Source organism: Sterolibacterium denitrificans, from assembly GCF_900174485.1.
Taxonomy (GTDB): Bacteria; Pseudomonadota; Gammaproteobacteria; order Burkholderiales; family Rhodocyclaceae; genus Sterolibacterium; species Sterolibacterium denitrificans.
In genome coordinates this window covers 2257437-2275834 of the sequence record NZ_LT837803.1, presented here as the reverse complement: position 1 = coordinate 2275834, position 18398 = coordinate 2257437, and the positions used below count along the sequence as shown (strand labels likewise).

At 63.1% G+C, this 18398-nt stretch carries 20 protein-coding genes and 2 tRNA genes; 10 read left to right on the top strand and 12 right to left on the bottom strand.

Going from position 1 to position 18398, the window contains the following annotated elements:
- Positions 1-33: 33 nt before the first annotated feature.
- The 12 genes from SDENCHOL_RS10345 to SDENCHOL_RS10290 all read right to left on the bottom strand — a co-directional run bounded on the left by SDENCHOL_RS10345 (position 34) and on the right by SDENCHOL_RS10290 (position 11718).
- A complete protein-coding gene (locus tag SDENCHOL_RS10345; RefSeq protein WP_154717161.1) occupies positions 34-822 on the bottom strand; it encodes an ABC transporter ATP-binding protein in 789 nt (262 codons plus the stop codon).
- Complete coding sequence (locus SDENCHOL_RS10340) at positions 819-1898, bottom strand: FecCD family ABC transporter permease (RefSeq protein ID WP_154717160.1); 1080 nt, start codon at positions 1896-1898, stop codon at positions 819-821. Before SDENCHOL_RS10340 ends, SDENCHOL_RS10345 begins: the two co-directional genes overlap by 4 nt.
- A 14-nt stretch (positions 1899-1912) precedes the next feature.
- Positions 1913-2803, bottom strand: coding sequence for a DUF364 domain-containing protein (locus SDENCHOL_RS10335; protein WP_197706902.1), 891 nt, complete (start codon positions 2801-2803; stop codon positions 1913-1915).
- Between the two features lie 10 nt (positions 2804-2813).
- A complete protein-coding gene (locus tag SDENCHOL_RS10330) occupies positions 2814-3827 on the bottom strand; it encodes a hypothetical protein (RefSeq protein ID WP_154717159.1) in 1014 nt (337 codons plus the stop codon).
- Positions 3828-3862: 35 nt separating this feature from the next.
- Positions 3863-4981, bottom strand: coding sequence for an ABC transporter substrate-binding protein (locus SDENCHOL_RS10325; RefSeq protein WP_154717158.1), 1119 nt, complete (start codon positions 4979-4981; stop codon positions 3863-3865).
- 87 nt (positions 4982-5068) lie between these two features.
- A complete protein-coding gene (locus SDENCHOL_RS10320) occupies positions 5069-7231 on the bottom strand; it encodes a TonB-dependent receptor (protein WP_172955062.1) in 2163 nt (720 codons plus the stop codon).
- 139 nt (positions 7232-7370) lie between these two features.
- Complete coding sequence (locus SDENCHOL_RS10315) at positions 7371-8861, bottom strand: DUF2325 domain-containing protein (RefSeq protein ID WP_154717156.1); 1491 nt, start codon at positions 8859-8861, stop codon at positions 7371-7373.
- A gap of 46 nt (positions 8862-8907) precedes the next feature.
- A complete protein-coding gene (locus SDENCHOL_RS10310; protein WP_154717155.1) occupies positions 8908-9630 on the bottom strand; it encodes a sulfate/molybdate ABC transporter ATP-binding protein in 723 nt (240 codons plus the stop codon).
- An 8-nt stretch (positions 9631-9638) separates the two neighbouring features.
- On the bottom strand, positions 9639-10316 hold the full coding sequence (modB, locus tag SDENCHOL_RS10305; RefSeq protein WP_154717154.1) for a molybdate ABC transporter permease subunit: 678 nt from the start codon (positions 10314-10316) through the stop codon (positions 9639-9641).
- A 43-nt stretch (positions 10317-10359) separates the two neighbouring features.
- Positions 10360-11115, bottom strand: coding sequence for a molybdate ABC transporter substrate-binding protein (gene modA / locus SDENCHOL_RS10300; protein WP_154717153.1), 756 nt, complete (start codon positions 11113-11115; stop codon positions 10360-10362).
- A 5-nt stretch (positions 11116-11120) separates the two neighbouring features.
- A complete protein-coding gene (locus tag SDENCHOL_RS10295) occupies positions 11121-11492 on the bottom strand; it encodes a hypothetical protein (protein ID WP_172955061.1) in 372 nt (123 codons plus the stop codon).
- Positions 11493-11628: 136 nt separating this feature from the next.
- Positions 11629-11718: transfer RNA gene (locus SDENCHOL_RS10290), tRNA-Ser, on the bottom strand.
- A 153-nt stretch (positions 11719-11871) separates the two neighbouring features.
- On the opposite strand from SDENCHOL_RS10290, the gene SDENCHOL_RS10285 reads away from it, so the two are divergent.
- The 10 genes from SDENCHOL_RS10285 (at position 11872) to SDENCHOL_RS10240 (ending at position 18130) form a co-directional block, all read left to right on the top strand.
- Positions 11872-11964: transfer RNA gene (locus tag SDENCHOL_RS10285), tRNA-Ser, on the top strand.
- A 170-nt stretch (positions 11965-12134) separates the two neighbouring features.
- Positions 12135-13361, top strand: coding sequence for a tyrosine-type recombinase/integrase (locus SDENCHOL_RS10280; RefSeq protein WP_154717151.1), 1227 nt, complete (start codon positions 12135-12137; stop codon positions 13359-13361).
- 13 nt (positions 13362-13374) lie between these two features.
- Entirely contained in the window at positions 13375-13875 is a 501-nt protein-coding gene (locus tag SDENCHOL_RS10275; RefSeq protein ID WP_154717150.1) for a hypothetical protein, read from the top strand.
- 97 nt (positions 13876-13972) lie between these two features.
- A complete protein-coding gene (locus SDENCHOL_RS10270) occupies positions 13973-14185 on the top strand; it encodes a helix-turn-helix transcriptional regulator (RefSeq protein ID WP_154717149.1) in 213 nt (70 codons plus the stop codon).
- 284 nt (positions 14186-14469) lie between these two features.
- Positions 14470-14754, top strand: a complete 285-nt coding sequence (locus SDENCHOL_RS14240) for an HNH endonuclease (protein ID WP_172955060.1) — start codon at positions 14470-14472, stop codon at positions 14752-14754.
- Positions 14751-15092 (top strand): hypothetical protein, encoded by a 342-nt coding sequence (locus SDENCHOL_RS10260; protein WP_154717147.1) that lies wholly within the window; start codon positions 14751-14753, stop codon positions 15090-15092. The genes SDENCHOL_RS14240 and SDENCHOL_RS10260 overlap by 4 nt, the downstream gene beginning before the upstream one ends.
- Complete coding sequence (locus SDENCHOL_RS10255; protein ID WP_154717146.1) at positions 15089-15367, top strand: hypothetical protein; 279 nt, start codon at positions 15089-15091, stop codon at positions 15365-15367. The genes SDENCHOL_RS10260 and SDENCHOL_RS10255 overlap by 4 nt, the downstream gene beginning before the upstream one ends.
- Before the next feature lie 47 nt (positions 15368-15414).
- Positions 15415-15723 (top strand): hypothetical protein, encoded by a 309-nt coding sequence (locus SDENCHOL_RS10250; protein WP_154717145.1) that lies wholly within the window; start codon positions 15415-15417, stop codon positions 15721-15723.
- Positions 15720-16550 (top strand): toprim domain-containing protein, encoded by an 831-nt coding sequence (locus tag SDENCHOL_RS10245; RefSeq protein WP_154717144.1) that lies wholly within the window; start codon positions 15720-15722, stop codon positions 16548-16550. The genes SDENCHOL_RS10250 and SDENCHOL_RS10245 overlap by 4 nt, the downstream gene beginning before the upstream one ends.
- Positions 16547-18130: a DUF3987 domain-containing protein gene (locus SDENCHOL_RS10240; RefSeq protein ID WP_154717143.1), complete on the top strand. Its 1584-nt coding sequence runs from the start codon at positions 16547-16549 to the stop codon at positions 18128-18130. The genes SDENCHOL_RS10245 and SDENCHOL_RS10240 overlap by 4 nt, the downstream gene beginning before the upstream one ends.
- Positions 18131-18398 lie beyond the last annotated feature (268 nt).

Genomic DNA, 18398 nt, shown 5'->3' with positions numbered 1-18398 from the left:
GCGTAGACAACATCGAAATATGTGCATTCATGCTCATGCCGCGCATGCGTCGCGCCTTTCACGTGAGCGGAAGGCGATGCCGGCGCCATCCGCAGCGCGCACCAGATGAACGCGGACGCCGTACAGCCGCTCGATGGATTCCGGCGTCAGCACGGCATCGGGACGGCCATCGGCGGCAATGCGGCCGTCGATCAGGAGTGCCACGCGGTCGCAGCCGAGCAGCGGCTGATCCGGATCGTGGGTCGTCATCAGGATGCCGTAACCCTCTGCCGCGAGCTGCTCCAGCCGCGCCAGCAGGCGCATCTGATGACCGTAGTCGAGGCTGGCCAGCGGTTCGTCCATCACCAGCAGGCTGGCTTCCTGCGCCAGGGCGCGGGCGATCAATGCCAGTTGCCGTTCGCCACCGGAAATTTCCGTATAGGGCCGCTCGGCAAGGTGAGCGATGCCGATGCGCTGGATGATTTCCTCCACCTTGTCATGATCGGCGGCACTTGCCGCGCGGAAGATGCCGGCGGCCGGCAGGCGCCCCATCAGCACGATTTCACGCACCGAGTAGGGAAACGGCGCGACATGCACCTGCGGCACGTAGGCGATGCGCTGGGCCAACTGCCGGCGCGAGTAGCCGGGCAGGGCGCGGCCATCGAGCGTCACCGTGCCGTGAAGCGGCTTCAGGACGCCGAGCATGAGCTTGAGCAGCGTGCTCTTGCCGGCGCCGTTGGCGCCCAGCAGGCAGACGAGCTCCCCGGCCGCGAGCGACAGGCTGGCGCCGTCCAGAACGCGCCGGCCGTGATAAGCGAAGCGGATGCCGCGCGCCTCGATCATGTCGACCACCCGCGCCTGACCCGGCTCAGGACGATCATGAACACGGGAATGCCCAGCAACTCGGTGACGATGCCGATCGGCAGCTCCGCGGCAAACGCATTGCGCGCCAGGCTGTCGGCGGACAGCAGGAAGGCCGCGCCGAGGAAGGCCGCGGCCGGCAGCAGGCGGGCGTTGCCGGGGCCGACGAGCAGCCGCGCGATATGCGGCACGATGAGTCCGATCCAGCCGATCATGCCGGCGATCGAAACGGTCAACGCGGAAATCAGGGTTGCCGCCGCGATGGTGATCAGGCGCACCGCCGCGACCGGGATGCCCAGCGTGCGCGCCTCGTCGTCGCCCATGGCCAGCGCGTCAAGGGCGCGCCCCATGAGGCACAGCACGGCGATGCCCAGGCACAACGGCACCGCCGCCACCGTCATGTCGTCGAGATTCGCCTGACCCAGACTGCCCATCAGCCAATACACGATCGCCGGCAACTGGCTGTCCGGATCGGCCAGGTATTTCAGCATCGACAGCACCGAAGTGAACAGCGCGCCGCTGAGGATGCCGCCCAGGACCAGCATGATCAGCGAGCTGCCGCCGAACAGATGGGCGATGCCCACACCCACGCCCACGGCGGCCAGGCCGCAGAGGAAGGCGGATGTCTGGACGACCAGCCAGCTACCGCCCATGACGATGCCGAATGCCGCGCCGGCCGCCGCACCCGCCAGCACGCCGAGCAGGCCGGGCGAGACCAGCGGATTGCGGAACAGCGCCTGGTAGGCCGCGCCCGAGACGGACAGCGAGGCGCCGACGAGTATCGCCGCCAATATCCGTGGCAAGCGGATTTCCACGATCAGGTTATGCAGCAGCACATACTGCTCCGCCTCCATCGACACCAGCCCCAGCGCAGCGAGAACGAAGCGCAGGGTCTCGCCCGGCGGCAGGGGATAGCGGCCCAGCGACAGCGCGGCGAGCAGCGCGACGAGCATCAGCATGGGCGCGACCAGCCAGCGCCAGGCCGGGTGCCGCAGGCGCGCGGCGCGCGGCAGGGGCGAAGGTGAAAGCGAAACTGAAGGCGCAGCGATTTCAGCCATGGTCGTTGCGCTGCTTACGATGCCGCTGCCCTGGATGGCAGCACCATGGTTACCCGTTCCACCGTCTTGCCGAAGAAGTGGTAGCCCGAGCCGCCCTCGGCCAGCAGTTCCAGCAACTCGTCGGGCGCAACCACTCGCGTGCCGCCGATGATGGTCACGCCATGACGCGCGAAGGGTTCGACCACCAGCGTCGCGGTCGGGCCGATGATCGCCGCTTCGGCGCCGGGGCGCAGCATGTGCAGCAGGCTTTCGAGCGTGCCGTTGATCAGCGTGGTGCCGGTGGTGATGAAGGCATCGACGTGCGGCAATATCTCGGCGGCGCGTTCGGCCGGGACGTAGAACGGCAGTTCGTCCGGCTTCAGCGTCGCCGGATCGAGTTCGAGGACGTGAAAGGGCTGTCCCTTTTTGCGCAGTTCGCGCATGTAGGGCGGAAAGGCGCCGACCAGGGCCACCTGCGCGCCGGGCGCCAGCGGCAGCGCCTCGAAGGCATCGCCGAAGCGCAGATCGATGCCGGTCGGCGGGCCGTCGCGCATCCACAGGGTTTCGGCCAGCGCGTTGAGCGTGGCGATGGCCAGCGCCCGGCGCAGATCCTGCGGCCGATAGAGATCGTCCAGTAGCTGGAGCGCCTTGCGTCCCTTGATCTTGCCCGGCGTCGGCATGGCCTTCGCCGAACTCGGGCAGCACACCGCCTCGGGCACGCTCTTCACCGGCGTGGCGCACAGGCCGCCCGCGCCGTTGGAGAGCTTGACGCCGGTAAAGAAGATGCCGAGCACGGCGCGGTCTATCGTCAGCTCATCCGCCTCGGCGCCCAGCCTTTCGAGCACATGCGCGTGCAGTTCGGCGAGCAGGCCCGCCGCCCCGTGCGGCAAGCGCCGGGTTTCCATGGTGCGTGCATTCATATTCATCGCGGCTGCCTCAGGCCTTGCGGCCGAAGTGCAGCTTGGTGTTGCCGAACTCACCGGGCAGGTCTTCACGACCGTCATCGACGAGGCCGGCGTCTTCGAGGCGCTGGCCGAACTGCTCGACGTGGCATAGCGGATGGCTGTCGGTCAGCACGGCCTTGTCGAGGTCGCGCCGGCCGCCGGGCGCGCTCTCGCAGGCTTCCAGGCAGAACCAGTGGGCGCTGCACAGTTCGCCACCCGATGCAAGGCGGGCCGCAACCGCCGACAACGCATCCACGGTCGACTTGCGTACCGGATAGAGGCTGTGGAACAGGATCGCCAGATCGAACATGCCGTTTGCCGGCAGATCGAGCGGCGTGCCGGGCAGCACCTTGCAGCGGTCGGCGACATTGCATTCGGCCAGCAGCATCTCGGCCTGGGGCACGGCGCCGGCGGGAACGACGACGCTGGCCCGTAGTTCGGGCAGCGCCTGGCACAAGGCGGCGCTCAACAGGCCATCCGCTCCGTCGAAGCAGATCAGGGTGCGCGCCCTGGCCACCGCCTCGCGCTTCAGCAGCCTGGCCGCCAGTTGACGCGCATCCTGCAGCAAGGGGTGGCGCTCGATGCTCGATGCGCCCCGCGCCGGCTGCACCCAGCGCGCGGACATGAAGGCCGCCATGTCCGACCAGCCGCACGTCGGGGCGGCCAGCGCGGCGAGCGTCTCGGCCTGGCACCAGGCGCTCGATTTGCACAGCACCGCTTCCATGCCCGGCGCGAGGATGTAGGCGCTACCGTGACGCGCGAGCAGCCCGAGGTCTTCGAGCGTTTGCAGGAACGCGCCCAGATGCGCCCCGCGCAGTTCGAGCGCGCCGGCGATGGTGCTCTTTTCGGCCGGGCCGTTGTCCTTCAGCCAGTCGAACAGCCCGCTGGCGAAGCCGGCGCGGACTACCTGGTAATCGCGAAAACCGTCGCCGATGCGCTGCAGCGTGGCCATGGCCGGCGGCGCGGCGAGCGTGCCGAGGTCGGTGTGTCTGAATGCCATGTTCATCATGTGCTCCTTGTCCGGAGGTTGTCGGGTTGGATTCATTTTTCATTTGATCGGCGTCCGGGCATCCCGTCGCGCGATGCGCCTTCGAGAATTTCGCGCGCCTGCGCCGAGGAAAGTTCGCTGCCGAAAAAGTCGCGGTAGAAGGCGCGCACTTCGCCTGCCATGTCCAGCCGCGCGAATCGCTCGGGGTGGAAGCGCTGCGCTGCCCAGAGGACGCTCAATGGCTGCTCGACGGTGCGCTGGCCCCAGGAATGGATGCCGGTCGGCATGACGTGTACCCTGGCATGCCTGACCGCGTCGATCCGGGCGAAGCGCTCGTCCCGGAGGATCGCCGTCGCCTGCTCCGGCGAGCTGACGATGAGTACCTGGGGATTCCACAGCAGCACCTGTTCGTGGGAATAGTGCGCGGTGCCGCCCCGCGCCATCGCGGCCGTGACGCTCCTGCCGCCTGCTTCCTCGATCCACCAGTTGGCGATGGCGAGGGGCGTGGTCATCGTGTGCGGGTTGAAGTAGAGCACCCTGGGCCGGTCGGCCGGCGCGACGCCGGCCAGGGCCGCGCGCACGCGCGCCAGCGTGGCGTCGAAGTAGCGCAGATAGGCTTCGCTCATTGCCGTGCGGTCGAGCACACAGCCGAGCAGCGCCATGTTCCGCCGGATGTCGGCGGCATTTCCCCATTCGAGGTAAACGATGGGCGCTTTCGCCGCCGCCAGGGTTTTGATCCTGGGCGTCTCCATGGTGATGACCATGTCCGGGGCGAGCTTGACCAGGACTTCGAGGCTGACATCGCTGCCGGTCTGTCCTTGCAGCACCGGCTGTCCGGCCAGATGGGGCGCGATGGCGGTCTGCAGGTGCCATCTGTCCGATTGCGTGAAGCGTGACGGCAGGCCGTTGACGATCCGTTCCCCGGCGCCTAGGGCGAACAGGTAGCCGTTGATGACGGGCACCGGGCCGACGGTGGCGATACGCTTCACTTCCCGCGGCAGGACGACGGTCCGCCCGGCCATGTCGACGATGGATTGGGTGGATTGCGTCCGCGCGTTGACGGTGCATCCGGGGGAGGCTTCGGCTGCCGCTGCCGCAGTCTGGCAGACGCCCCAGAGACAGAGCGCCAGCGCCAGCCTGCGGAAATGCGTCTTCTCGTACGCGTGTGGCATCGAAATTCAAATCCAAATCCGGGCGGCGTCTCTGGAGGCAGCGGAGGCAGCAGAATCAGCCTGCGGAGACGCGCGCCCTGTCGGGAGTCAGAAGTTGTAAATCAGCGTGGCGTAGGCATTGCGCCCCGGGTAGGCATAGGCATCCACTGGAACTCGGCCGAGATAGGAGTAGATGCGATCGGTAAGATTGTTCAGATCCAGCTTCAGATCCAGGTTCTGCGTCTGACCGAAATCCCACAGGCGCTTGCGCAGGCTCAGATTGACCACGGTGAATTTGCCGAAGCCGATTAGCGGGCCGTCGCCGACATTCGACCTGCCGCCGTACTGCTCGCCGTAATAGTTGAAACTCAGGTTGCCGGAGAATTTCGTGGGCTGATGGTTGAAGCGGATGCCGTAACTGGCCACGGTGTCCGGCGTCCGGGCGATCGGCCACCAGGTGCCGAGCAGCCCCGGTCCGCCTTCCTGGATGACTTCGTTCTTGCGGATCATGTGCGTCGCATTGACGTAGGGACGCAACTCCAGATCGCGGTAGCCGAGGAGGCCGGCAACGTTGGCGCTGGCCTGGATTTCCACGCCTTCCTGGATGCGCCGCTCGACGTTCATCATCACGCGGCCCTGCGGGCTGGTCCCGTTCGGCCTGACGCCGGGGTAAATGTAGACGTTGTCCTTGACCTCGTAATAGAAGTAGGTGCTGGAAAAGCGCCAGTCGGGGCGGGCCATGTCGAAGCCGACCTCGAAGGCATCGGTCAGCTCGGGCTTGAGCCTGGGATCGCCCGGCGCGCCGTAGTCCTCATAGAAGCTGCTGGCGAACAGTTGCCGCCCCGAGGGCGCGCGCCAGCCCTGGGTATAGTTGGCCCGCAGCTTGAGCCAGTCCATGGGCAGCCAGGTCGCGCCCAGGGTCGGCGCGAGGTGGTCGAAGTCGCGGCTGGTGGGCAGCAGGTTGCGGTCGGTAATGCCGCGAGTGGTGAAGTAGGCGACGCGGTCGAAGTGCTCGTCGCCGACCGACAGATCCTTGGCGCGCGCCTGCTCGTAGCGCAGGCCGCCGGAGAGGTTCAGCGCGCCGTCCTGAAGCTTGAGCGTGCCCACCAGGTAGGCGCCCCAGAGCGTGGTGGTGCTGGTCGGGTGCATGGGATAGCCCAGGCCGCGCCACTGGGGATCGAGGCCGGTGTTCTTCTGCAGGAAGGTGCCCCTGGCGGTGGACGAGTTCTCGACGTCGTATTTGATGTAATCGATGCCGCCGCTGAGGTCGAAGCGCGCGGTGGCGTAAGTCAGGCTGCCCTGGGCGCGGTCCGTGCCGGCCTTCTGCCCTTTCGGGTAGCGGGAGGCCGCTTCGTAGGTTTCGTAGATGTCCTTGCCCGTGCCCACGTTCGCCTTCCACGACAGGCGGCCGTCGTCGCTGGCGCCTTCGTAGTTGAGATGCAGGAGCTGGGTCTTGCGGTCGGTGTAGCTGTTGTTGCGGGTCACGCCATCCTCGTCGACGTAGGAGGGCCGATGCGCCTTGTCCACGTCGTACTGGTAGCCGTCGATGCCGATGCGGTGCCGGTTGCCGAAGGTGTAGCCGAGGTTGAAATTCAGGCCTCTGGTGCCGTCGGTCTTGGTGTTGTGCACCGTCTTACCGTCGCCATCCTTGTAGTCATGGCCCACGCTGCCGTATTCATAGCCCAGCGTGTAATCGAAATTGTTCGCCCGGCCGTTGATGTCCACGCCGATCCTGGCGGTGTCGTAGCTGCCATAGCCCGCGCGCACGGAACCGCTGAAGTGTTCCGGCCCGCCCCGCCTGGTGATGATGTTGATGATGCCGCCGGGCGAGCCCATCGAATATTTGAACATCTCTGGGCCGCGCAGTACTTCGACCCGTTCGATGTTGTTCAGCACGATCTGCCGGACATTGGCCACGCCGGAGCGCCGGCCGTCGATGAGAACGAGCACCTTGCCATTGGCTTCGGTCATCAGATGCTCGGTGTGGAAGCCGCGGATCAGCAGCGTGTTCTCGCCGTGGTCGGTCGGCGTGGCCTCGACCATGAAGCCCTGCTCGATCAGCAGTTCGCTCAGGTTGTGGGCGGGCGAGCGCTGTATGGTTTCCGCATCGATGACGAAGCTGCTGGTGGCGGTGGTTCGCTCCTGCGCGGAGAAGGCGCCGGTGCTCACCACGACTTCGGACAGGAGCGCGGATGCGGATTCGCCCGTCTGCGCCAGCGATGCCGCGGGCAGCAGGAACGAGGCGGCGGTTATCGGTAAAAAACGACGCATTGTTTCATTCCCTTCTTGTGTTGCGTTGAAATCAGGCTGCGGGGCGTCGGAGCGAGCCGCCGGGCCGGTGGAAAACATGCCGCCGCGATGGCGGCGGGGTGATCGCGATGAGGCCGGCCAGAATGGGTGGCGGCGACCGTCATGCGGAATACCCGCTTACCCGGTTCTGGCCGAACAGGGTGCGCGGGGAAGCCTGGGGTGATCGAAATGCATCCTCGGCAATCATTTCCAGATCGCGGGAAAAGGCCGTGATGCCTCCCGACTTCTGGAAGATGCACGGCAGCCCGCGTTGCTTGCAGGCTTCCTTGATGCGCCAATAGGCCGGGTGCGACAGATAACCGACCTGGCAGAACACGACGTCGGCGCCGGCGACGATCGCATCGATGCGATGCTCGTTGTCTTCCTGGCCGCCATCGTGATGAATGAAGCAGCCCCCGTTCGATTCGACCAAGCGCCGATAGTGTGCGATCAGGCCGGGCCGTCCGCCGATGCACAGAATGCGGCGGCCGCCGAGCGGGATGTCGGCGGCTCTTTCTGCCAGGCGGCATGCCGTTTCGGTTGCTTCAGCCGCTTCAACTGCCGACGCGGCCACTGATGCCGTGGCCGCGAAGGATGCCAGCGCGGGATCGAGCTTCCGTTGCGTTGCGTTGCGCGCCCGGGCCAATTCATTTTCAAATTCGGTGATTCTGTTCTGCTGCGCCTGGCTGCGTTGCTCCAGAGCGGCCAGCCGCCGGTTCAGCAGATCATTGCGTTCGCGCAGCGACCTGTTCTGGCTGAGCGCATTGCCCGCTTCGGCCAGGGTCGTTTCCGTCTTGCGCGCGCAAGCGAGCTTGCCTTCGAGTTCGGCCACGCGGCCTTCCAGTTCGACGACCCGCTGCGCCCGTTCACTCCGCATGGAGGCGAGCGCCTGGCGCAGGCGAAGGATTTCCGCGTTCTGGCGGCCATTGTCCTTTTCGAGTTCGGCGATGCGAATCTGGCTGGGCTGCGCCTGCGCGCACAACTGATGCGAAAGCATGTGCAGATCGCCGTAGATCACCGAGCCTTCATACTCGCCGATATCGCCGTGCGTCCATGCCGCCCACAGGCTGCCGGCGATGTTGCCGGCCGCGAACGCATCCTTCCATGCCGCGAGCACGGCATCGGCGCCCTTGAACCTGGCGAAGTGACGCAGGGAACCGGCATGGCGGTGGTTCAGCAGGCGATGGATCTCTTCGGTGATCGCATTCCGGTTGCCGCAATGGTTGACGATGTAGGAGTGGAGGCCATAGTCGCCGACGATGGCATCGTCGTGTTCGCCGGATTTCATGAGATGGCGCAGATCGGCAATGGACAGGCAGGTGCCGGCCAGGGTGCAATGCCAGGCGCTGGGCATTTCCCAGATTCTGCGTCTCTGGCGCAACGGCACTTGCTCCTCGGTGAGCGCTGCCGGCGCATCCTCGTTGCCGAAAGCCTTTTCGAAGGCGAGGGAAAAGGGTTTCATGGCCGCGCCGGCATCCCGCAGACCGCGAACGGCGCTGTTGCGCCCGCCAGGCGCCACCAGGGCGGCCAGGCTATAGCCTTCGCGCTCGATGCGGGCCATTGCGTTCCCGATGCCGCCAGTACGAACGATCGATGCAACGTGGTTTTCCATGACGATCCTAGATATATCGAGTCATATATAACGATTGTCAAAAAAATCAGGCGGCAAGGGATGCGGCGATCTCTGGCTCAGCCGAGAGCGCGAACGGTCGCTCGTCTACCCGACCCCCGTTCAGACTCAGCACATGATCGCCGAACGTCGTCACATCTTCCGGATCGTGCGTGATCAATATCATCGGCACGTCGAGCCTCCGTTGCAGCTCCGCAAGCTCCAGGCGCATGCTGCTGCGCAGCGCCGGATCGAGGGCGGCGAACGGTTCGTCGAGCAGCAAGGCCCGCGGATGCGCCACGAGGGCGCGCGCCAGGGCCGTGCGCTGGCGCTGTCCGCCGGACAATTCGCTCGGATACTGGTGCGCCAGCGCTTCCAGATGAAAGGCGGCGAGCCAGTATTCGACACTTTCGTGGCGAAAGTTCCGCGACGGATTGAACCAGCCGCCCACCAGCGACGAAGCGATGTTCTGCCGCACGGTCAGATGGGGGAACAGCGCGTAATCCTGGAACAAATAACCGACCTTGCGCGCCTGGGGAGTGAGGTCGATGCCGGCCTGGCTGTCGAACAGCGTGACGCCCCCGAGCCGGATCTGGCCGCTGTCGGGCCTCAGCAGCCCGGCGACGGCCTTCAGCGTCAGGCTCTTGCCCGCGCCGGACGGCCCGAAGATCACGATGCGCCGGCTCGTCGAACGCAACTGCACATCGAGCTCGAAGCGGCGTGCGCCGGAACGCAGCGTCTTGCGGATATCGATCGTGAGCTGGTCACTCATCCCGGGCCTCAATGCGCCTGTTGGACGACGCGCCCGGGCGCGATGCGTCCGGCCAGCAGCAGCACCGCGATGCAAACGGCGGAGGTCACGAGGACCAGCGTGTTCGCCACGTCGTCCTGCCCGGCCTGAACGGCTTCATAGACGGCAACCGACAGCGTTTGCGTCTTGCCCGGAATGCTGCCGGCCACCATCAGCGTCGCGCCGAACTCGCCGAGCGCCCGCGCGAACGCCAGCAGCAGGCCGGCCAGAATGCCGCGCCAGGCGAGCGGCAGGGTAATCCGGAAGAACACCCCGAGCTCCGAGAGGCCGAGCACGCGGCCGGCTTGCTCCATCTGTCGATCCACGGATTCGAAGGCCGCCCGCGCCGGTTTGAACACCAGGGGAAACGATACGATCATGGCGGCGATCACCGCCCCCTGCCAGGTGAAGATCAGATTGATGCCGAAGTGCTCGTGCAACCAGCCGCCGAGCGGGCCGCGCCGGCCGATGATGACCAGCAGATAGTAGCCGAGCACCGTCGGCGGCATCACCATCGGCAAGGTCAGCAGCGTATCGAGCAGATCGCGCCCGCGAAAGCGCAGCCGCGCGAGCATGAAGCCGATGCTGACGCCGAATACGAGATTGAACGCCGTCGCCCATCCCGCCACCTTCAGGGACAGGGTAAGCGCCGGCAGGTTCAGATCCATGCACGCGGGCTTCCTGTGGCTTGTTGCCTGTTAACTACTGCGTTCAGGGTTTCTGGAAGCCGAACTTGGCGAGAATCGTCTGTCCCGCCGGCGACATCACGAAGGCGATGAAGCGGGCGGCCTCGTCGGTATTGGTGCTCGAAGAGGCAACGGCAATCGGATAGCTGATCGCGATGTCCAGCGGCACTTCGAAGGCGACGCGCACCTTGTCCTTCATGACCGCGGCATCGGTCGCATACACGAATCCCGCATCAGTCTCGCCGCGCGCAACATAGTCGAGCGCCTGGCGCACGTTGGTGGCGTTGATCAACTTGCTCTCGACAGCCGACCAGAGCTTCGCCGCATCCAGCGCATGCTTGGCATAGCGGCCCACCGGCACGCTGGCGGGATTGCCGATGGCAATGCGCTGCACGCCGGCCTGCCCGAGATCGGCCAGGGACTTCATCGACAGCTTGCCGTCGACAGGCGTGATCAATACCAGCGCATTACGGACGAAATCCTGACGGGTCTTGGCCGAGACGAGCGACTGCTGCTGCGCCTGGTCCATCGTCTCCTGGTCGGCCGAAGCAAACACGTCGACCGGCGCCCCCTTGGCCATCTGCTGCAAAAGCGCGCCGGAAGCGCCGAAATTCAGCAACACCTTGGCGTCGGCATGCTGCGCCTCGTATGCCTGGCCGATCTCCTTGAACGCATTGGTCAGGCTGGCAGCCGCGGAAACGGTGATTTCGGCCGCGCTGGCGGCAAACGAGAGCAATCCAAGGCAAACGGCAAACAGCGAAATTTTGAAACGCGCAAACATGGCAGTCACCCTTTTCTCAAAATGAAAACAGTCCCGTAATATACAGGCTGACATAACGTGATGCAAGGATGAGCTAAAAGCTGCAGCTCGTTCGTATTGGATAAGCGCGTGAAGAAGAACGGGCGCTCGAAGCGGCGGCATGTGCCGTTGTCATTCCCGTGCAAGCGGGAATGACTTGGATCGGCTTTCTGCAGGTTCAAGCACCTGTCGATGATGAACGGCATCGCTGGGCCAGCAGTACGCCCTCGTGCTTGAAAGCCGCCTGGCGCAGCGATACGCCGTAAAGACGCAGCAGCGGTGGCTTCGGTCAACACGGCGTCAGAGAGCCCGCAGGTGTAGTCGCTCCGGCCGAACATCGGCAAGGCATCGTCCGCCACGGCGCGTGCGTGGTGCGGATGTGGGTGACTCGGCAAATGGGAGGCTCGCGATTTGCGAATCCGAACCTTTGGTTTGGCACGCATGTGGCGAGGGAAAAAGAAAAACCCGTCGAAGAATCAACGGGTTTTGGCTTTCTGGCGGAGAGGGCGGGATTCGAACCCGCGTTAGGCTTTCACCTAAACACGCTTTCCAGGCGTGCGACTTAAACCACTCATCCACCTCTCCGGATGAGCCGCGCATTCTAGCAGAATGCGGTGGCTGCGGTAGTGGTGAATGTCGGAATGTGTGATATCGGGCGTGGGATGAAACGGCACGATATCAGCGCTCGGTATCCTATTCTGTTGCAATGATGTATATAATCGCGGCTTCCCGAAATTCGGAGACGTGGCCGAGAGGTCGAAGGCACTCCCCTGCTAAGGGAGCATCCGGGCAAAACCTGGATCGAGGGTTCGAATCCCTCCGTCTCCGCCAGAACTGAGTAGCAAGAAGTAGCAGAAAGGCCCGAAACCCCCGACAGCGCAAGCTCTCGGGGGTTTTGTTTGGTGCATAGCAGTGCATGCCATTACATTGAATTACCCCCATTCTGGGGGTATTCTTGGGGGTATCTTGCCTTTGGGCAAAAAATCCTGGGGGTACTTTCGATGGGGCGACTCAATGATCTGGCGATTCGCAAGGCCTTGCCGCGTGAAAAGCCCTACAAGCTGAGTGACGGCGGCGGCCTGTTTTTGCTGGTGACACCCGCCGGTGGCAAGCTCTGGCGGCTCAAATATCGCGTTGATGGCAAGGAAAAGCTCCTCAGCCTTGGGAAGTACCCGGATATTTCCCTGGTGCGTGCTGGCGAGCTGGTGGCCACGGCGCGGCGCAAGATCGCTGATGGTCTTGATCCGGCTGCCGAGAAAGCCGACGCGCGCGCCAAGCGTGCCGAGATCGAGCGACCGCCGGAGGTTGTGACGTTTGCCAAGGTTGCCGAGGTCTGGGCTGCTGAAATGACAGCGCAAAAGCATTTGCGCACCATCGGCCAACTGGAGTCCTACCGCGACTATGCGACGGCTGGGCTGGGGCATTTGGCTGTCGGTGAGGTGAAGGCATCGGACATCATGCGCACCGTCAAGGACATCAACAAGGCCGGCAAGCGCGAGACTGCGCGGCGAGTGTTTTCAACCATCAGCCGCATTTTCCGCTATGCCGTGGCGCATGACCTGGTGGAGCGCAACCCGGCATCGGATGTGAAGCTTGCCGACTTCCTGCCCTCATCTGCGGCGCGGCACTTTGCCTGCCTGAAAGACCCGAAGGCCATTGGCGGATTGATGCGCGCCATCGACGAGTACGAAGGCAGCCCGATAACCCGCCTGGCGCTCAAGCTCGCCGCACTGACCTTTGTTCGCCCCGGCGAGCTGCGGCATGCCGAGTGGATGGAGGTCGACACGGAAGCGGCTGAATGGCGCATTCCGCCCGAGAAGATGAAAATGAAGGCGTTGCATATTGTGCCACTGTCGAAACAGGCGCTGGTGGTAATCGAGGCGCTACAGCCGCTGACCGGCGGCGGCCTGTATCTTTTCCCCAGCGAGCGCAGCGGCGCGCGCGCCATGAGCAACAACACCGTCAATGCAGCCTTGCGGCGCATGGGCTACACGCGCGAAGAAATGACCGGCCACGGTTTTCGCGGTATGGCATCAACGCGCCTGCATGAGCTGGGATATAGCCATCAGGTGATTGAGGCGCAGCTTGCCCATGCCGAGCGCGATGAGGTGGCCGCAGCTTACAACCATGCCTTGTACCTGGAAGATCGTCGCAAGCTGATGCAGGCTTGGGCCGATCAGCTCGACGAGCTGCGCAAAGGGGCGCAAGTAATCCCCTTTGTGGCGTGAAAGAGTTTTGACGATGATATCCGATGAAGAGTTTTGGGCTGCACATGCTGCGGTCGCTCAGCAAGCTTTTTCCGCACCCAATGTGGTCATGCAGCAAGCTGATATAGATATATACGCCAGCATCATGGTGGAGTTTGCCGAATCGACTGACGATCCAGGGGCATGGCGGTTCATTATTGCTCGCATGGATGATTTTGTTAGGCGCGGCCACTATCCTCCTATCTCATTTATCAAGGCCATAAATGCCGCGCTGAAGCGATGGAACGGTGGAGAAAATCTTGACTATATCTTCGGTGTGTCCAAGGTGGGCCGAGGGAGGCGGGAATCTGGTTTGCTTGATCGAGGTTGGCAAGATACGAACGCCCATATGATGGCATTCCATATTTCCAAAGGGGCATCAGAAGAGCAAGCTGCAAGCATGGTGGCGGAGTTTAGGGCCAGAGCTTCAGAAAATGGAGAGGCTGAGTCTGTATCGACTATCAAGCGACATTACAAGAGGCTATTCAAGAAATGATGATTTAGTGAATAGAAATACTTAACTGCTGTTTGTACTGTGCGTGCCGTGCACCCCGCGCCATCCCGGCGCGGTGCCTTACCAAACGAGGTACAGCATGGCATCCCGTATCAATTCAATCGACGATCTGCCGGATTCGGCGCGCGTTTCTGACCGTGAGATCGCGCAACTCGTCGGCGTAGCCCCAACAACGATCTGGCGTTGGGCCAGGGCCGGCATTCTGCCTGCGCCGCAGCGTATCGGCATTCGCTGCACACGCTGGAACCTGGGCGAAGTACGCAAAGCCCTTGCCGAGAAAAGTGAGGGCTGATCATGCCCATTCACTTGACACTTGCCGGAAGAACAGTAGATACTCCACACCGCTGCCGGAAAAAAACGGCAGTCGGGTTTGGCGACCCGGTAACGAATAGGCGGACGACCGCCTCCCAGCGGTTTTTTTTCGTCCGCAGCATGGCAAGCCCTATGGGCGGGCCGTGCGGGAGACCTTCGGGTCTGCCGGTTCCTATTCACCGGTTCGCCAACCTGCACGGTTCCGCCCACCCCGTTTGGCGACGGGCAGGCGGAAATGGCAAACCGCTGAATAGGAGCATGACCATGCTGAAATCCTCCCGCGCCTGTCTGCTGGCGCTATTCCCCGACGTTTGTATCGAAGCCCCCTTGCGCCGTGATCGCCACGGCTTTGCCCGCGTGTCGCTACCGTACCAGGGCAAGCATGTGGCTTTTCCGGCGCACCGCCTGGCCTACGGCCTGTTTGTCGCACCGCCAAAGCCTGGTATGTCGGTACGCCATTCCTGCGGCAATCCGGCCTGCATCAATCCCCGGCATCTGTTCGTCGGCAATACCGCCATTGCGCAGCTGTCGAATGGGGGTGCGGCATGAGTACCAATCGTTCCGGCCGAAAAGTCGCCCTCGATTCCATTGAGGATTCTTATGCCGTGATTTGCGGTGAGCTTGAAGCGGCAGCTGCCATCGCGGACGCGGCTCGCGTGCTATGTGCCCTCGAACGGTCGCCGGCACACCATGACACTCACCCAAGCCACAACAAGGTGACTGGTAACGGTTACGCACATGGATTGCGCGTGTCGAATGACTGCCTACCGATCCTGTTGGAGCATGTTCGCAGCCTGGTTGATTCTTCCCTTAACAAGGCGGACGGCATGCGCGAAGAGGCCGCAGGCGCGTTACGCGAGATTGCGGCAAAAGGAGGTGTGAAATGAGTGCAGTAATCGACCTGGAAACCTGTCGCGTTATCCGTGAGGTGCTGGTCATCGGTCTATCCAGCTTTGGCGAGATCGAGCGCCTCCGCAACGCTTATTCGCTTCATGCCCATATGGGTGAAGCGATCCCCGACGACCTTGAACCATTACACCCAACCGGCGCGGCGGATACGGTGGGGCGCTTCGCGGATGCCCTGGCTGCCGTGGAGGGGATTGAATCGACACTGCGCGCAGCGGCGCATGCTGTTGCAGCAACGCGGGGGGCGGAAAAATGACCAGGCGAAATACCGCTTCCGATTCGCCGGATTGCGAGCTTCATTCAATGATCGCGCTGCCTCATGAAAAAAAGGTTGCTGATCTGATCCCGGCTTTTTCTGACATCAAGGGCGAAATTCGCATCGGCACCCCGAACCGTGATTGCGCTTGCTGCCGGAAACCCTTTACCGCAGCACGTAAGCCGCGCAAGGTGGTGCGTCTCTATTCGGTCGCTGCGGTGGTACATATTCCCATCGTGATTGAGTATCGCGTCTGCGGAAAATGCTTCGCAATGCACGAGCGAGGTGGCAACGAGCGCAACGCTTTCTTGGCTGCGATAGAGGCATACATGCAAGGCAGCGAGGCGCGACAATGACGAGGCGAATCATTGACCAATTTGCCGCAGTCCTGGCGGCGCGCGGCATTGTACCTGGGCACATCGAGGCCGATGCCGCGCTGCATCGCTGCAAGGTCGAAGGCGGCAAGTCGGGCCGTCTTGATGGTGCCTATGTGCTTCATCTCGACGGCCTGCCGGCGGGCGGCTTCATCAACTGGCGGGACGGCCTGGGCTGGCAAACCTGGGCCGCGAAACCTGAACGCGAGTGGAGCCGCGCAGAGCACGATGCCTGGCGAGCGCGGGCCGATGCGATGCGCCAGCTACGCCTGCAGGATGAAATACAACGCCACACCGAGGCGGCAAAGCGTGCGAAGCATCTCTTGATGCGCTGCAAGCTGGCCACCAACAATCACCCCTATTTGCGCCGCAAGGGTGTGAATGCCTATGGGCTACGCCAATTGCGCGCGCAGCTGGTTATACCTGTGCGTGATGCTTCCGGGGCGTTGTGCAGTCTGCAATTTATCTCCCCGGAAGGCGATAAACGCTTCCTGAGCGGCGGTCGCAAGCGCGGCTGTTATTTCGCCATCGGCCAGCCGCGCACTGTGCTGTGTCTGGCGGAAGGCTACGCGACAGCGGCGAGTGTCTTTGAGGCGACGGGCTACGCCACGGCCTGCTGTTTCGATGCGGGCAATCTGGAGCCGGTGGCGAGGGTGCTACGGACGAAGTTTCCCCGCCTGGCGATCATCGTCTGTGCCGACAACGATAGCGAGACGCCGGGGAACCCCGGCGTCTCCATGGCCATGTCGGCAGCGCGCGCGGTACGCGGCATGGTGGCTGTTCCGGATTTCACGGGGGTAACAGCATGAGTGCGAAAAAGAGAGGAATCGACTTCAACGATTTGCACCAGGCGAAGGGCAAGGAAGCGGTGGCGGCGGCAATCACAAATGCCCTGACACCGGGGATTGCACAGGGGGAGCATGCCGAAGCGAATTGGCCTGATCCCCTGATTCCCGGCGCGATTAACGTGCCGGAGATTCCTGCATCGCTGCTGCCTGGCTGGGTGGGTGACATGGCGGCAGCCATTGCCGACAGCACACAGACGCCGCCGGCAATGGCTGTCATGCTGGCGTTGTCCGTCCTGGCGACGATCCTGCAGCGACGCTTCGAGGTTGCTCCCTATGGTGAGGATGATGACTATACCGAGCCGCTGGCGCTATGGACGCTGGTTGGCATGCCGAGCGGCGCGCGCAAGACGGCGGTGATTAATGCCTTGACCGATCCATTGATGCGTTGGGAAAAGCGTGAGCGTGATGCGCTGCGTACTGAGGTTGCGCGGATTTCGACCCGGCGCGAGGTGGCGAAGCGACGGATTGAAAAACTGATCCGCGATGCGGCCAGCGCGAAAAATGACAAAGATCGCAATTTGATCAATCTCGAAATCGAGAAAGCCAAGCTCGATATGCCTGAAGATATCCACGCGCCGCGCCTCTTTACCGGCGATGTGACGGCTGAGACGTTACAGGCCATGCTGGTGAAGCATGGCGAGCGCATGGCGGTACTGACCGATGAGGCCGGTATCTTCATGGTGATGGCCGGGCTGTACAGCGGTGGCTGCGCCAATATCGATGTTTTTCTGCAATCGCATGCTGGTTCGCCTGTTCGTGTTGATCGTGCAGAGCGTGAGGCCTATTTGGCGCGACCGGCGCTATCGTTCGGTCTGGCGTTGCAGCCCGGTATCCTGGCCGACGTGGCGAGCAATCGACGCTTTCGAGATAGCGGATTGCTGGCCCGCTTTCTCTACGCCATGCCGGAAAGTACGGTTGGCAAGCGCGATGTGCGGCGGCGCGTGCCGATCCCCGAGCGTGTGAAGGCGGCTTACGATGCCGGCGTATTCGGCCTGCTGGAGCGCCGCACGTTGCTCCCTGACACACCCCGGCGCATTGCCTTCACCGATCCGGCGCGAGAAATTTGGCTGGATTTCTGCGAGGTAATCGAGCGGCAGCAGGGTGACGGCGGCAAACTGGAGTCAATCAGCGACTGGAGCGCCAAGCTACCCGGTGCGGTGGCCCGTGTCGCAGGATTGATCGAGATCGCCGAAATCGGGCCGGGTGTTGAGCGCGTGAGTGAGGGGGCAGTTACCAGGGCACTCGACCTGGCACAACGCCTGATACCGCATGCACAGGAAGCTTTCGCCATCCTTGGGGCCGATGCTGCAGACGCCGATGCAACGGCTGTCCTGCGCTGGATACAGGCCGGGAATCATGCTTCGTTCAAGCGTTCCACTTGCCAAAAGGCGATGGAAGGCCGCTTTCGTTCCGTCGAACGTCTGACCAAGGCGGCAGAGCGATTGATCCGGCGTGATGTGCTGCGGGAGTTCAAGGAACACAACAAGGGGGCACCCCCCAGTGTTTGGTATCGCGTTAATCCAAAGTGTCTGTCGACATAGTCGACTTATTCGCCAAAGTACATAAAAAAGAAGTCTTTCTTCTTATATATGAAACACCTAGAGACGCAAATGATTCTCCCCGTCGAATGTCGAAAAAGTCGAATAACCCGATTCGAGGCGGGTTCAGACACCGGCGTGGACGGGAGAGTTATTCGACTTTTTCGATACTCGACAGGGGTGGCTGCCCTCTCAGGTCTGCCGGTTGGGCCGCAGGTACTCCCGCACCCCTCTCCATGCGGCGCGAAACGATCGCGGGATTTCAGAGTTT